At 62.5% G+C, this 13,983-nt stretch carries 10 protein-coding genes; 2 read left to right on the top strand and 8 right to left on the bottom strand.

What is annotated here, in order from left to right:
• The first annotated feature begins 181 nt into the window (after nucleotides 1-181).
• Nucleotides 182-1,552 (top strand): TIGR03808 family TAT-translocated repetitive protein, encoded by a 1,371-nt coding sequence (locus HGP16_RS24545; protein WP_168842602.1) that lies wholly within the window; start codon nucleotides 182-184, stop codon nucleotides 1,550-1,552.
• Here the strand turns inward: HGP16_RS24545 and HGP16_RS24540 are convergent.
• From HGP16_RS24540 to HGP16_RS24510, 7 genes are all read right to left on the bottom strand, one after another.
• Nucleotides 1,549-2,337, bottom strand: a complete 789-nt coding sequence (locus tag HGP16_RS24540; protein WP_168842601.1) for a crotonase/enoyl-CoA hydratase family protein — start codon at nucleotides 2,335-2,337, stop codon at nucleotides 1,549-1,551. The genes HGP16_RS24545 and HGP16_RS24540 overlap by 4 nt on opposite strands.
• Nucleotides 2,334-3,203 (bottom strand): hydroxymethylglutaryl-CoA lyase, encoded by an 870-nt coding sequence (locus tag HGP16_RS24535; RefSeq protein ID WP_168842600.1) that lies wholly within the window; start codon nucleotides 3,201-3,203, stop codon nucleotides 2,334-2,336. Before HGP16_RS24535 ends, HGP16_RS24540 begins: the two co-directional genes overlap by 4 nt.
• Nucleotides 3,200-5,188 carry an acetyl/propionyl/methylcrotonyl-CoA carboxylase subunit alpha gene (locus HGP16_RS24530; RefSeq protein WP_168842599.1) on the bottom strand — a complete coding sequence of 663 codons (1,989 nt, stop codon included), beginning with the start codon at nucleotides 5,186-5,188 and terminating at the stop codon, nucleotides 3,200-3,202. The genes HGP16_RS24535 and HGP16_RS24530 overlap by 4 nt, the downstream gene beginning before the upstream one ends.
• Before the next feature lie 9 nt (nucleotides 5,189-5,197).
• Nucleotides 5,198-5,581: a RidA family protein gene (locus tag HGP16_RS24525; protein WP_168842598.1), complete on the bottom strand. Its 384-nt coding sequence runs from the start codon at nucleotides 5,579-5,581 to the stop codon at nucleotides 5,198-5,200.
• Between the two features lie 10 nt (nucleotides 5,582-5,591).
• Nucleotides 5,592-7,199, bottom strand: a complete 1,608-nt coding sequence (locus HGP16_RS24520) for a carboxyl transferase domain-containing protein (protein WP_168842597.1) — start codon at nucleotides 7,197-7,199, stop codon at nucleotides 5,592-5,594.
• Nucleotides 7,200-7,234: 35 nt separating this feature from the next.
• Entirely contained in the window at nucleotides 7,235-8,398 is a 1,164-nt protein-coding gene (locus tag HGP16_RS24515; RefSeq protein ID WP_168842596.1) for an isovaleryl-CoA dehydrogenase, read from the bottom strand.
• A gap of 86 nt (nucleotides 8,399-8,484) precedes the next feature.
• On the bottom strand, nucleotides 8,485-11,967 hold the full coding sequence (locus HGP16_RS24510; protein WP_168842595.1) for an indolepyruvate ferredoxin oxidoreductase family protein: 3,483 nt from the start codon (nucleotides 11,965-11,967) through the stop codon (nucleotides 8,485-8,487).
• 366 nt (nucleotides 11,968-12,333) lie between these two features.
• Between HGP16_RS24510 and HGP16_RS24505 the strand changes: the two genes are divergently transcribed.
• On the top strand, nucleotides 12,334-12,993 hold the full coding sequence (locus HGP16_RS24505; protein ID WP_168842594.1) for a glutathione S-transferase family protein: 660 nt from the start codon (nucleotides 12,334-12,336) through the stop codon (nucleotides 12,991-12,993).
• 6 nt (nucleotides 12,994-12,999) lie between these two features.
• On the opposite strand, the gene HGP16_RS24500 is transcribed toward HGP16_RS24505, so the two are convergent.
• Nucleotides 13,000-13,896 (bottom strand): LysR substrate-binding domain-containing protein, encoded by an 897-nt coding sequence (locus HGP16_RS24500; RefSeq protein ID WP_168842593.1) that lies wholly within the window; start codon nucleotides 13,894-13,896, stop codon nucleotides 13,000-13,002.
• Nucleotides 13,897-13,983 lie beyond the last annotated feature (87 nt).

The raw sequence follows: 13,983 nt of genomic DNA, 5'->3' as shown, positions 1-13,983 counted from the left end.
TCGCCCCTAGAGCCAATGGATCGGACGTAGGGCATCGTCTGTGCCGGACTGGTAAACGAAATAGAAAGAACTTGGTTATTATGGCCGATCAAGCGCGTTTGAACGGCTGCCGCCGTATCAAAACGGCACAGATAGGCCTGGCATGATTTCTGCTTTGCCGGTGTCATCTCCGGAGTTCGCAATGATCCAACGCCGCACCTTCATCGCTTCCCTCACCGCCTCGGCAGCCGCTGGCCTGCTAGCGCCTCGCGTTTTCGCCGCGCCGCTTGCCAGGATGACGGGCACCGAATTGCGGGGACCGATCGATGCTATTGCACTGAAGACGACGCCGGGAGCGAGCGACATCAGGAGCGGCAAGCTGCAAGCGATGATCGACAATGCGGCGCGCACCAACATGCCGCTGTTCCTGCCGCCCGGCACATACAACATCTCCAACCTGACACTGCCCAACAATACGCGCATCGCCGGCGTTCCCGGCGCATCGCGGCTCGTCTATAGCGGTGACGGCCATCTGATGAATGCGGACAAGGCCAGGCGCATCGAGCTTTCGGGCCTCGTGCTTGACGGCGGCAATCGCTGGCTCGCCGATTATGCCGGGGGGCTGCTGCAATTTACCGGCGTTGAAGAGGTGCTGATCGACAATTGCGAGATATCAGGCAGCCGCAAGCATGCGCTACAGCTGGAGCGCTGCGGCGGCCGGATCGAGCGCAGCCGCATCTCCGGTGCCGCCGAGGCCGGCATCTACTCCGTCCAGTCAGTCGGATTGACGATGAACGGCAATCGCGTCGAGGATTGCGGCAATGGCGGCATCCTGGTCCATCGCTGGGACAAGGCGGAGGATGGCAGCAGCGTCACCAACAACCGCATTGCCCGCATCCGCGCCAATGGCGGCGGCACCGGCCAGAACGGCAACGGCATCAATGTCTTCCGCGCCGATGGCGTAACGGTTTCGGGCAACCAAATTGCCGATTGCGCCTTCACGGCGATCCGCGCCAACTCGGCATCGAATGTGCAGATCTCGAACAATCAATGCCTGCGTTCGGGCGAAACCGCCATCTATTGCGAATTCGAGTTTGTCGGTGCCGTGATCAGCAACAACTTGGTCGATGGCGCCGCCAACGGCATCTCGGTCACCAATTTCGACAAGGGTGGAAGGCTCGCCTCGGTGACGGGCAATGTCATCCGCAACCTGTCGCTTACAGCACCTTACACGCAGGATGGCGGCTTTGGCATCGGTATCTCGGCCGAGGCGGATACGCTTGTTGCCGATAATGTCATCGAGAATGCGCCGCTCTGGGGAATGCGGCTCGGCTGGGGTCAATATCTCCGCAATGTCGTCGCAACCGGCAACATCGTCAGACAGGCCGGCATCGGCTGCGTCGTCTCGGTCGCCGACGGCGCCGGCGCGGCTGTGATTTCACGCAATCTCTTTCAGGAGATGCAGCAAGGCGCGATCATGGGCTTTCGCTGGGACAAGCCGGCATCGGGTGAGTTGGCCAAGGGAAACTCGCAGTTCCAGCAATTGACCATCGAAAACAACAGGCTGCTTTAGGCCGATCGCCAATTCGGCTGCCGCTTTTCGAAGAAGGCCGTGACGCCCTCCTTCGCCTCTTCGGTCTCCCACGCATCCGCCAATTGCTCGACGACATGATCGATCATGCCGTCGGTGATCGGTCTGCCGACGGAACGCGCCAAGGCCTTGGCGCGTGCGGCCGCTTGCGGAGAGGCGGCCAGGAAATGGCGGACCTCCGCTTCCACGGCTTCATCCAACGCCTCCTCGGCAACGACTCGCGACAGCAGGCCGGCGGCATGCGCCTGCCAGGCGTCGATGATCTTGCCGGAGAGGAAGAGCGGGCGGGCATTCGTCTCGCCGATGCGGGCGATGACATAGGGGCTGATGGTGGCGGGAATGATGCCGAGGCGCACCTCCGTCAGGCCAAAGCGGGCCGTCGATGCCGATATCACCATGTCGCAGACACTGAGGATGCCAATGCCGCCGCCGAAGGCATTGCCATGCACACGGGCAATCAACGGCTTCGGCAGCTCGTTCAGCGCCTTGAACAGCATGGCAAGCCGGCGCGCCTCGACCATGCGCCCGTCCCGCGTTGCGTCGAACTGGGCGCGCATCCAGCCGAGATCTCCGCCGGCGCAGAAGCTCGCACCCTCCCCGGTGAGCACGACGACCCGAACCGTCTTGTCATGGGCAAGATCGCGAACCGCCGCGGTTAGGGCATCGATCATCTCAGCCGATAGGGCATTGTGCTTCTCGGCGCGCGCCAGCGTGAGGTGGGCAACGCCTCGTCCATCGGTGTCGATGCGGATCGTTTGCGATGTCATGGGGCACTCCTGAGGCTACGGGCAAAGGCGGCGGCGCGGGCAAGCTTCTCATCATCGAGACCGGTCTCGAAGCCGTGGAGTGCCAGATAGTGGTGAACCGCCACGGTATCGAGATTGCCCTTGGCGCCGGGAGCAAAGGGACAGCCGCCGAGACCGCCGGCGGCGGCGTCGAATACTCGCAGGCCCCGATCGAGAGCTACCCCGATATTGTCCAATGCCCGGCCTGACGTATCGTGAAAATGGCCTGCCAGCACGGAAGCAGGGAGTTCGGCAAGAACGGCTTCCAGCATTCTGTCCACCGCCTCCCGTTCGCCTCTGCCGATCGTGTCGCCAAGGCTGATCTCATAGCAGCCGAGCGCTCGCAATTGCCGGGCAACGCTCACGACGTTTTGCGGCGGCACGGCACCCTCGTAGGGGCATTCGACGACGCAGCTGACATAGCCGCGCAACGGAACCCCGCGATCCCTGCTGGCTACGGCAACCGGCCGGAAACGTTCGATACTTTCGGCGATGGAGCAATTGATGTTGCGCATGGAGAAGGTTTCGGACGCCGAGGCGAAGATCGCCACTTCATCGGCGCCCGCCGCAAGTGCCGCCTCGAAGCCCTGCATGTTGGGCGCCAGCGCCGCATAACGAATGCCGGAACGCCGCTCTATTCCGGCCATGACCGCGGCGGCGTCGGCAAGCTGCGGCACCCATTTCGGACTGACGAAGCTGGTGACTTCGATGCGCTCGAAACCGCAATCGGAGAGCAGATCCACCAATTCGATCTTCCGCGCTGTATCGACCGGCTCTTTCTCATTCTGCAGTCCGTCGCGCGGCGCCATCTCGACGATGGTAACGTGGTTGGGAGGTTTGTCGGTCATACCGCGTCCTCCGGCCGAAGCGACAGAAGCACGGCGCTTTCGCTGGTCTGATCGCCCTCGCCGACATGCAGGCTTTCGACGATGCCGTCGCGCGTCGCCGTCAGTGTCAGCTCCATCTTCATGGCCTCCATGACGACCAGCGCCTGGCCCTTCGCCACCGCGTCGCCCTCCCGCACGCGGACGATCTTGACGAGGCCCGGCATCGGCGCAATCACACGGTCGCCACCGGCGGCGGCCTCCTCCGCGCCATCGAGCAGATCGAGGCGATGGAAATGATGGGTGTGCCCGTCAAAGAACAGCGTCACGCCTGACGACGTCTCAAAGATATCGACATGGGACTGCCGGCCGTCGATCTCGACGCGTCGGGAAACAGTATCACTTTCGAAGAGATGGACAGGAATGGTGCGATCATCGAAGGCAACGTTGAAAATCGTCTCAGCCTTTGCGATCACCCAGCAATTCCTATGGCCGCCGGCAAAATGCAGCGTGACAGGTCGGCTTGTTTCGCCCCAGAGCTGCCAGGCACCGAGCGAGAGCCAGGGGTCGCTACCAGCGGCGCGCCTGAAGCCGCCCGCCTCGACGATGGCGGCAATGGCAAGGGCCGCATCGTCTGGCTGTTGCGTCGCGGTCAGCGCCTCCACATCCCGGTCGATCAACCCGGTATCCGGATGACCTGCGACGAAATCCGGCTGGCGGCTGAGACGGATGAGGAAATCGAGATTGGTGGTTGTTCCGGCGACCTGCGTCTGCTTCAGCCCTTGCGTGAGCCTGGCAAGGGCGGCCGCGCGATCCGGCGCATGCACCGTCAGCTTGGCGATCAGCGGATCGTAATGCGGCGTGATGCTGTCGCCCTCGCGCACGCCCGCATCGATGCGGGCATCATCTTCGGGAAAGCGTAAGTGCGAGAGCGTGCCGGTTGCCGGCAGGAAACCGCGCGAGGGGTCTTCTGCGTAGATGCGGGCTTCGAAGGCCCAGCCGTTTATGGTGAGTTCGTCTTGCGTCTTCGGCAGCGGCTCACCGCTCGCTACGCGCAATTGCCATTCCACCAGGTCGACACCGGCGATCGCCTCGGTAACGGGGTGCTCGACCTGCAGGCGAGTATTCATTTCCATGAAGAAGAAGCGGTCCGGCGACAGGCCATCCGAGATGTCGGCGATGAATTCGACCGTGCCGGCGCCGCGATAATCGATGGCGCGGGCGGCGCGAACCGCCGCTTCGCCCATGGCACTGCGCATCTCCTCAGTCATGCCGGGGGCCGGAGCCTCCTCGATCACCTTCTGGTGCCGGCGCTGCAGCGAGCAATCGCGCTCGAAGAGATGCACGGCATTGCCATAGCTGTCGCCGAAGACCTGGATTTCGATGTGGCGCGGCTTGATCAGGTATTTCTCGATCAACACGGCGTCGTCACCGAAGGCGGATTTCGCCTCGCGCTTCGCCGCCTCCAGCGAGGCCTCTAAATCCTCCGGCCGGTCGACGCGGCGCATGCCCTTGCCGCCGCCGCCCGCCCGCGCCTTGATGAGAACGGGAAAGCCGATGCCATCAGCCTGCTCGGCGAGGAAGCCGGGCTCCTGCCCATCGCCATGATAGCCGGGAACAACGGGCACGCCGGCCCGCTCCATCAGCGCCTTGGCGGCATCCTTGAGCCCCATGGCCCGGATCGAGGCCGGCGACGGGCCGACGAAGACGAGACCCGCGGCCTCGACCGCTTCGGCGAATTCGGCATTTTCCGAGAGAAAGCCATAGCCGGGGTGAATGGCTTCCGCCCGGGTTCGCTGAGCCGCCGCAATGATCTTCTCTTTCGAAAGATAGCTCTCGCCCGCCGCCGCCGGGCCGATATGAATGGCCTCGCCGGCCAGCGCCACATGCAACGCATCCCGATCGGCGTCGGAATAGACGGCGACCGTGCGGATGCCCAGGCGCCTTGCCGTCCGGATGACCCGGCAGGCGATTTCCCCGCGGTTGGCGATCAGTATCTTCGAAAACATCGGCTGACCCTATTGCGCGGCAATGACTTCGACTTCGAGCAGCCAGGCCTTATCGAAAATGCCAGCGATCACGACAGTCATCGCCGGCGCGAGCGAGCCCAGATATTCGCTGCGGATCTCGCGGTTCTCCATGGTGTGATGACGGTCGGCGAGAAAGGTGGTGACCTTGACGATATCGTCCTTCGTCATGCCGGCTGCCTTCAGTTGAGCGTCGATATTGTGCCAGACCTGGCGAGCCTGCGCTTGAAAGCCTTCCGGCAGGGTATCGTCGACATCGGTCGGAATCTGGCCGCTGACAAAAAGCAATCGCTCGAAATTCTCAAGTTTTACGGCCTGCGTATAACCACCGCGAGGCTGCGGCGCATTCTTGGCATTCACGGCATCGCGTTTCATCTCCATCTCCTCACATTCTGAAAAGACCGAAGCGCGTGTCTTCGATCGGCGCGTTGAGTGCTGCTGAAAGCGACAGAGCCAGCACGTCGCGGCTCTTGCGCGGGTCGATGATACCATCGTCCCAGAGGCGCGCCGAGGCGTAGAGCGGGTGGCTCTGGGTTTCGAACATCTTGAGCGTCGGTGCCTTGAAGGCGGCCTCTTCCTCCTTCGTCCATGGCTTGCCGGCGCGCGTCAGCGCCTCGCCGCGCACAGTGGCGAGCACGCCAGCCGCCTGCTCCCCACCCATGACCGAGATGCGGCTGTTCGGCCAGGTCCAGAGGAAACGCGGCGAATAGGCACGGCCGGCCATGCCGTAATTGCCGGCGCCGAAGGAGCCGCCGATCAGCATGGTGATCTTCGGGACTTTGGTCGTGGCCACGGCCGTCACCAGCTTGGCGCCGTTCTTGGCGATGCCTTCCGTCTCGTATTTGCGGCCGACCATGAAGCCCGTGATGTTCTGCAGGAAGACCAGCGGGATCTTGCGCTGTGAGCAAAGCTCGACGAAATGCGCGCCCTTCAGCGCCGACTCCGAAAAGAGGACGCCATTATTGGCGATGATCCCCACGGGAATACCGTGGATATGGGCAAAGCCGCAAACCAGCGTCGTGCCGTAGCGTGCCTTGAATTCATCGAGGCGGGAGCCATCCACCATGCGCACTATCACCTCGCGCACGTCATAGGGCGTGCGCAGATCGGAAGGGACGATGCCAAGGATCTCTTCGGGATCGTAGAGCGGCGCCTCTGGCGCGCGAAGCTCGACGCTCTCCGGCTTGCGGCGATTGAGGTTGGCAACCGCTTGGCGGGCAAGCGCAAGGGCATGGGCATCGTCACGCGCCAGATGATCGGCAACGCCGGAGAGACGTGTGTGCACATCGCCGCCACCCAGATCCTCGGCCGAGACCACTTCCCCCGTCGCCGCCTTGACGAGCGGCGGGCCGGCGAGAAAGATCGTCCCCTGCTTCTCGACAATGATGGTTTCGTCGGACATGGCGGGCACATAGGCGCCGCCTGCCGTGCAGGACCCCATGACGACGGCGATCTGCGGGATGCCCGCTGCCGACATATTGGCCTGATTGTAGAAGATGCGGCCGAAATGATCGCGGTCCGGAAAGACCTCGTCCTGGTTCGGCAGGTTGGCGCCACCGGAATCGACAAGATAGATGCAGGGAAGATTGTTCTCCGCCGCAATCTCCTGCGCGCGAAGATGCTTCTTCACCGTGATCGGATAGTAGGTGCCGCCTTTGACCGTGGCGTCGTTGCAGACGATCATGCAGTCGCGGCCGGAAACGCGGCCGATGCCGGCGATCAGGCCGGCACCCGGCGCCTCACCGCCATAGAGACCATGAGCGGCTGTCGTCCCGATCTCCAGAAACGGCGTGGCGGGATCGATTAGGCTGGCAACGCGGTCGCGCGGCAGCATCTTGCCACGGCTGACATGACGCTCGCGCGCCTGGGCGCCTCCGCCTTCCGCCGCCTGCAACGCAGCAGCCTCGGCGACACCGATCGCCTCCAGCATGGCGGCGCGGTTGTCGCGGAAGCGATCCGTATGCGTCGATATCTCTGATTTCAGGACGGTCATGCGGCCTCGCGGATCGAGTAAAATGAAATTCGAAATCAGGTCGTTTCGCCGAACAACTCGCGGCCGATCAGCATGCGCCGGATTTCGGAAGTGCCGGCGCCGATCTCATAGAGTTTGGCGTCGCGCAGCAGCCGTCCGGCGGGATAATCATTGGTGTAGCCATTGCCGCCCAGCGCCTGGATGCACTCGAGCGCCAGCGCCGTCGCCTTCTCGGCGGAGTAGAGAATGCAGCCGGCGGCATCCTTGCGAGTGGTCTCGCCGCGATCGCAGGCGGCGGCCACCGCATAGACATAGGCACGCGCGGCATTCATGGTGACATACATGTCGGCCAGCTTGCCCTGCATCAGCTGGAACTCGCCGATCGACTGGCCGAACTGCTTGCGCTCATGCATGTAGGGCAGCACCACATCCATGCAGGCGGCCATGATGCCGATGGGGCCACCGGAGAGCACGACGCGCTCATAGTCGAGGCCGGACATCAACACGCCGACGCCGCCGTCGAGCTGACCCAGAACATTTTCCTCCGGAACTTCGCAATCGAGGAAGATCAGCTCCGACGTGTTCGAGCCGCGCATGCCGAGCTTGTCGAGCTTCTGGCCGACGGAGAAGCCGGGGAAGCCTTTTTCGACGAGGAAGGCGGTGATGCCGCGCGGGCCGGCATCCGGCGAGGTCTTGGCGTAGACGACGAGGACATCGGCATCGGGGCCGTTGGTGATCCACATCTTGCTGCCGTTCAGCACATAGCGGCCGCCGCGCCTTTCGGCATGCAGCTTCATGGAGACGACATCGGAACCCGCGCCGGGCTCCGACATCGCCAACGCACCGACATGCTCGCCTGAAATCAGCTTCGGCAGATAGCGCTCCTTCTGCGCCGTCGTGCCGTTGCGGTGGATCTGGTTGACGCAGAGGTTGGAATGGGCGCCGTAGCTCAGGCCGATGGAGGCCGAGGCGCGGCTGATTTCCTCCATCGCCACCGTATGGGCGAGATAACCGAGGCCGGCGCCACCGAAGGCTTCGTCGACGGTGATCCCAAGCAGGCCGAGATCGCCCATCTCCCGCCACAGATGCATCGGGAAACTGTTGTTGCGGTCGATTTCGTCGGCAAACGGTGCGATACGGTTGGCGGCAAAACGGCGCACCTGTTCGCGGAGTGCCTCGATGTCCTCGCCAAGCGCGAAATTCAATCCCCCTGCAAACATCCGGCTTCTCCTCCCGATTGTCCCGAACGCGCGATCCTTACGAACCTATATCTCTTCATGCCCGCTTCAAGTTTTGGCCTTTGCGGTCATGCGGCGTCAGCAGGCACATGCTGCTTGCCTTGCTTCTCCCCAGGCATCTCATAGACCTTCAGCTTGTCTGATATCTTCGCCATGATCTTGCGGGCGGCCTCCTCCTTGATCGGTCCGAAGCCTCTTATCTCATCAAACAGCGAGAGGATGGCAAGGGCCTCGGCTTCGTTGTCATGACGCAGGCCGGCAAGCACCCGCTCCGCAATCTTTTCGTAGCCGGCAATCAAGCGGCGCTCGAGCCGGCGTTCCGCCATGTAGCCAAAGGGATCGAGCAGCGTGCCGCGCAGTCGCTTCATCGGCGCGATCGCCCGCAGCACCGGCAGTATCCAGGCGCCGAACTCGCGCTTCTTCGGCCGGCCATTCGGGTCCTTGCCGCCGAGGATGGGCGGGGCAAGGTTGAGCGCCAGCTTGAAATCGCCTTCCATCTCCTCGTGCAGATGCGCCTCGAAAGCGGGATCGGTCAGCAGGCGGGCGACCTCGTATTCGTCCTTGTAGGCTAGAACGCGCGCATAGGTGACGGCGACGGCAAAGGGCACCTTGTCCGAAAGCCGTTCCCTCGCAGCCAGCGCATTGGCGCGGGCGACGAAACCGGCATAGCGTTCGGCAAGCGCCGCATTCTGATAGGCCGTCAGATGCGCCTTGCGATGCTTGATGAGCTCATCGAGGCTCATCTCCGCCAGTGTCTTGCCGGCATCGCGCTCGGCCATCATGGCATGCACGGCCTGCGGGTCATGCGCCAGAAGCCGGCCCCACTGGAATGCGGAAAGGCTCGCCTTGACCGCGACACCGTTGAGCTCGATCGCCTTTTCGATTGCTTCCAGCGACAGCGGCAGCAGGCCGCGCTGCCAGGCAAAGCCGGTCAGCAGAATATTGGTCGATATGGCATCGCCGGTCACCTCGGTCGCAACGTGGTTGAAATCGAGAAAGACGGACTTGTCGCTGACGGTCTTGGCGATGGTGTGCTGCAGCGAGCCGACCTTGAAATCGAAATCGCGGTTGCGGACGAAATCGGCGACCGGCATCAGGCCGGTGTTGACGATGGCGGTCGTGCGGTTCGAGGAACAGAGCGTAATCGCATCCTTCGAGGCGCCGACCACTTCATCCGCGGCAAACAGCAGATCGGCGCCGCCATTGACGATGCGCGACGAGGTAACGTCGGCCTGATTGTGACCGATGCGCAAATGGCTCATGACCGCGCCGCCTTTTTGGGCAAGGCCGGCCATGTCGAGGATCATCGGCACCTTGCCGTCCAGATGCGCGGCCATGCCGAGGATCGCGCCGATCGTCAGGATGCCGGTGCCGCCGACGCCGGCAATCGCAATGTTCCAGGGCCGATCGCCGATGACGGGGATTTCGGGCATCGGCACGTCGACATCGGCATGTTCAAGCGCTTTGCGCTTGCGGCGCTTGCCGCCATGAACGGTGACAAAGGACGGGCAGAAGCCCTTGACGCAGGAGAAATCCTTGTTGCAGCTCGATTGGTTGATCTGCCGTTTGCGGCCGAACTCCGTTTCCAGCGGCTCGACGGAGATGCAGTTGGATTGCACGGAGCAATCGCCGCAGCCCTCGCAGACAGCCGGGTTGATGAAGACACGCTTGGCCGGATCTTCCATCAGACCGCGGCTGCGGCGGCGGCGCTTCTCTGCCGCACAGGTCTGGACATAGACGATCGCCGAACAACCCTCGGTCTCGCGCAGCGTCAGCATCACCTGATCAATATGGTCGCGATGCAGCACCTTGACGCCGGGCGCAAGCTCCGAGGCGCGATAGGCATCGGGATTATCAGACAGCAGGTAGATCGGCTTGACACCCTCGTCATGCAGCTGCTTCGTCACCAGCTCCGGTGTCAGATAGCCATCGATCGGCTGGCCGCCGGTCATGGCGACGGCGTCGTTATAGAGCAGCTTGTAGGTGACGTTGACCTTGGAGGCGACGGACTGGCGGATGGCGAGAATGCCGGAGTGAAAATAGGTGCCGTCGCCGAGATTGACGAACATGTGCTTTTCGTCGGTGTAGCGGGCGATTGCCGTCCACGGTACGCCTTCGCCGCCCATCTGCGTGAAGGTCTCGGTGTTGCGGTCCATCCAGGTGACCATGTAGTGGCAGCCGATGCCGGCGATGGCGCGGCTGCCCTCGGGAACTCTGGTGGACGTATTGTGTGGACAGCCGGAGCAGAAGAAGGGCGTGCGGTTCAGCGGTGCAACGTGAGTGCGGCTGATCTGGCCGCGCTCGGCAAGATAAGCGAGCTTGGCGGCGATGCGGTCATGCAGGCCCTGATCGAGATCGAGCTTGACGATGCGTCCGGCGATGGCTCTCGCGACCGCGCCGACGGTCAATGCCGCCGACAGGCTGAGATAGGGTTTATCGTGCTCGTCGAACTTGCCGACGATGCGCGGACGGACATCGGCCCGCCAGTTGAAGAGCTGCTGCTTGATCTGGTTTTCGATGATCTCGCGCCGCTCCTCGACGACGAGAACCTCGTCCAGTCCTTCCGAGAAATGCCTGACAGCCTCGGGCTCCAGCGGCCAGGGCATGCGTATCTTGAGGATACGCAGGCCGATCGCGGCCATTTCCTGCGGGCCGATCTCGAGTTCGCGCAGGGCCTGCAGCACATCCTCATAGGCCTTGCCGGACGAGATGATGCCGAGGCGGGCGTTCGGCACGTCGTGCGTGATTTCGTCGACGCGATTGGCACGGGCAAAGGCGATGGCCGCATAGGCCTTGTAGGTCTGCAGACGATCATCCTGCACCAGCGGCGGATCTGGCCAGCGCAGATTGAGGCCGCCGGGCGGCATTTCGAAATCGGTCGGCAGGACGAATTGCCGCCTCTCGCCCGAGAGATCGACGGCGGCCGTCGTTTCTATGGTGTCGGCGATGAACTTCATGCCGACCCAGCAGCCGGAATAGCGCGACATGGCGATGCCGAGCAGGCCGTATTCGAGAAATTCGTGGATGGACGAGGGATAGATGACCGGGATGACGGCAGACATGAAATCATGGTCGGTCTGGTGCGGCATGGTCGAAGATTTGGCGGAATGGTCGTCGCCTGCAAAACAGAGAACGCCGCCATGCTTGGAGGTGCCGGCGGCATTGGCGTGCTTCAGCACATCACCGGAGCGGTCGACGCCAGGACCTTTGCCATACCAGATGCCGAGCACGCCATCCTTGCGGGCGCCGGGGGAAAGGCCAACCTGCTGCGAGCCCCATACGGCCGTCGCAGCAAGATCCTCGTTGATCCCAGGCTGGAAGGTGACGTCATATGCGTCTAGGTAAGTCTTGGCTTTCAAGAGCTGTTGGTCGTAGCCGCCGAGCGGCGAGCCGCGATAACCTGAAATGAAGGCGGCCGTATTGAGGCCGGCAGCGCGGTCGCGGCGCATCTGCGTCATGGGCAGCCGCACCAGCGTCTGCAAGCCGGTCATGAAAACGCGGCCTTCCTCTGCGGTATATTTGTCGTCTAGCGATACACTGGTCGCAAGCATCTGCTCTCCTCCCGAGATCGCAGTCACCAAATGCGCTTATGCATTTCACCGGCTGCCCCCTACCGCATCCGATGAAATCACGATTCGAATCTAACATGCGCGGGCGCTAATTTCCGAACGAAGGCTGGGCATCGGCAGCATGATTTGCAAATAATTCGGGAGGCGGCTGATATTTTCGTGCTTGCTCTGTGCCTACCCACCCGCCCTCGCGGTCCGAGGCTCCGGCCTCATGGCCTGCGCACCTCAGGAAATGGTCCCAGTATACGCTATTCCATCACAAGCTTTCATCGAGATATCAACCGCAAGGCCTTCCGCTCGTCCCAAGCGATCAATAATGTCCCGCCTACTCGAATCTGGGAGACCCATATGCTGACGATCTACGGTGTCTATCGCTCGCGCGCTTCGCGCAACTATTGGATGGCTCACGAGCTCGGCGTCGAGTTCAAATCCGTTCCTGTCATTCAGGCCAGCCGGCTGCCCAACCCGCTTGCCGCCGATGCGCCGATCAACACCATGTCGCCGGAGTTTCTGGCCATCAATCCGATGGGCATGATCCCCTGCATCAAGGACGGCGATCTCGTCATGCACGAGTCGCTCGCCATCAATCTTTATCTCGCGCGCAAATATGGCGGCCCGCTGGCCGGCAAGACGGTGGAGGAAGAAGGGCTGATGTCGATGTGGACCATGTGGGCCGCGACCGAAGTCGAGCCCTACAGCGTCGCGCTCGTCCGCATCTATGACAATGCCCAGGAAAACAGTGAGGTCGGCAAAGCGGGAATCGCTGTTGCCTGCCGCTCGCTGAAGAAGCCGCTCGATGTCCTGGAGAAGCACCTGCAAAATCAGGATTATCTCGTCGGTAATCGCTTTACCGCCGCCGATCTCAACCTGGCGGAAGTGATGCGCTACGCCCAGACTGAACAGGAATTGTTCGATGCGCGTCCGAAGATGAAAGCCTGGATCGCGCGCTGCCAGTCGCGCGATGCCTACAAGGCCATGCAGGCGACGCGCGGCAAGGAGCCGGTCTGATAGATCCTACAGGAAGAGACGGATGCTCTCTTCCATCTCTTCGCGAATCCAGGCCTTGAAGGCAGTCACTTTCTTCGGCTCCCGCACGCCCGCAGCCGTAACGAAATAATGGCCGAAGCCCGTTTTGGCGCGGATGCCAAAGGGATCGACGAGGCATTTCTGCTGCAGCGCATAGGCAGCCAGCGTCTGCCAGGCGAGCATCACCCCCTGCCCCGCTATGGCCGCATCCAGACAGAGCGACGCGTCGTTGAAGATGTGCCGCTCTTCCATGCAATGGCCTGAAAGTCCGGCCTTGCGCAGCCACACTTCCCAGCCGAACATGGCATGTCCGTCGATGACGGCGGGAACTTTCAGGAGATCGGTGGGCTCGCGGAGCGTGGCGGCAATCTGCGGCGTGACGACCGGGAACACTTCCTGCGCCAGCAGCAGCTCGGCCTTGACGCCCGGCCATTGCCCGCTGCCGACCCGAATGCCGATATCGACATCCGAGGTCGCCGGACTGATGAGCCGCGTGGTGGCATCGATGCGCAAGCGGATATCCGGATGGCGGTTGGCAAATCGATCGAGCCGGTACACCAGCCAGCGCGCCGCGAAAACCGGCGCGACCGAAATGGTAAGAATATTCTCGTCCTTGTGCTGCGCCAGCGCGACTGCGGCCGTGAGCGCCTGAAAGCCTTCGCCAAGCCTTGCCAGCACCGCCAGTCCCGAAGCTGTGACCGCCATGCCCTTGGGCGTGCGCTCGAAAAGCGGGCGACCGAGCTGCGCCTCGGCCTTGATGACCTGCTGACTGACAGCACCGACCGTCACGCCGAGTTCGTCGGCAGCGGCCTGCAGCGAGCCGAGCCGCCCGACCGCTTCCAGGGCACGCAGGCCATTCAGATGAACGTTGTTGAGGTTTCTCATTATAGAATAACTATAGTAGCGTCACGTCATTCTCAATTGCATGAAGCGACAATTCGCGCGATTATTGCAGCATGGAATTAAAAACTG

Source organism: Rhizobium sp. P40RR-XXII (assembly GCF_012641405.1).
Taxonomy (GTDB): domain Bacteria; phylum Pseudomonadota; class Alphaproteobacteria; order Rhizobiales; family Rhizobiaceae; genus Rhizobium.
This window is presented reverse-complemented; position numbering and strand designations above follow the sequence as displayed.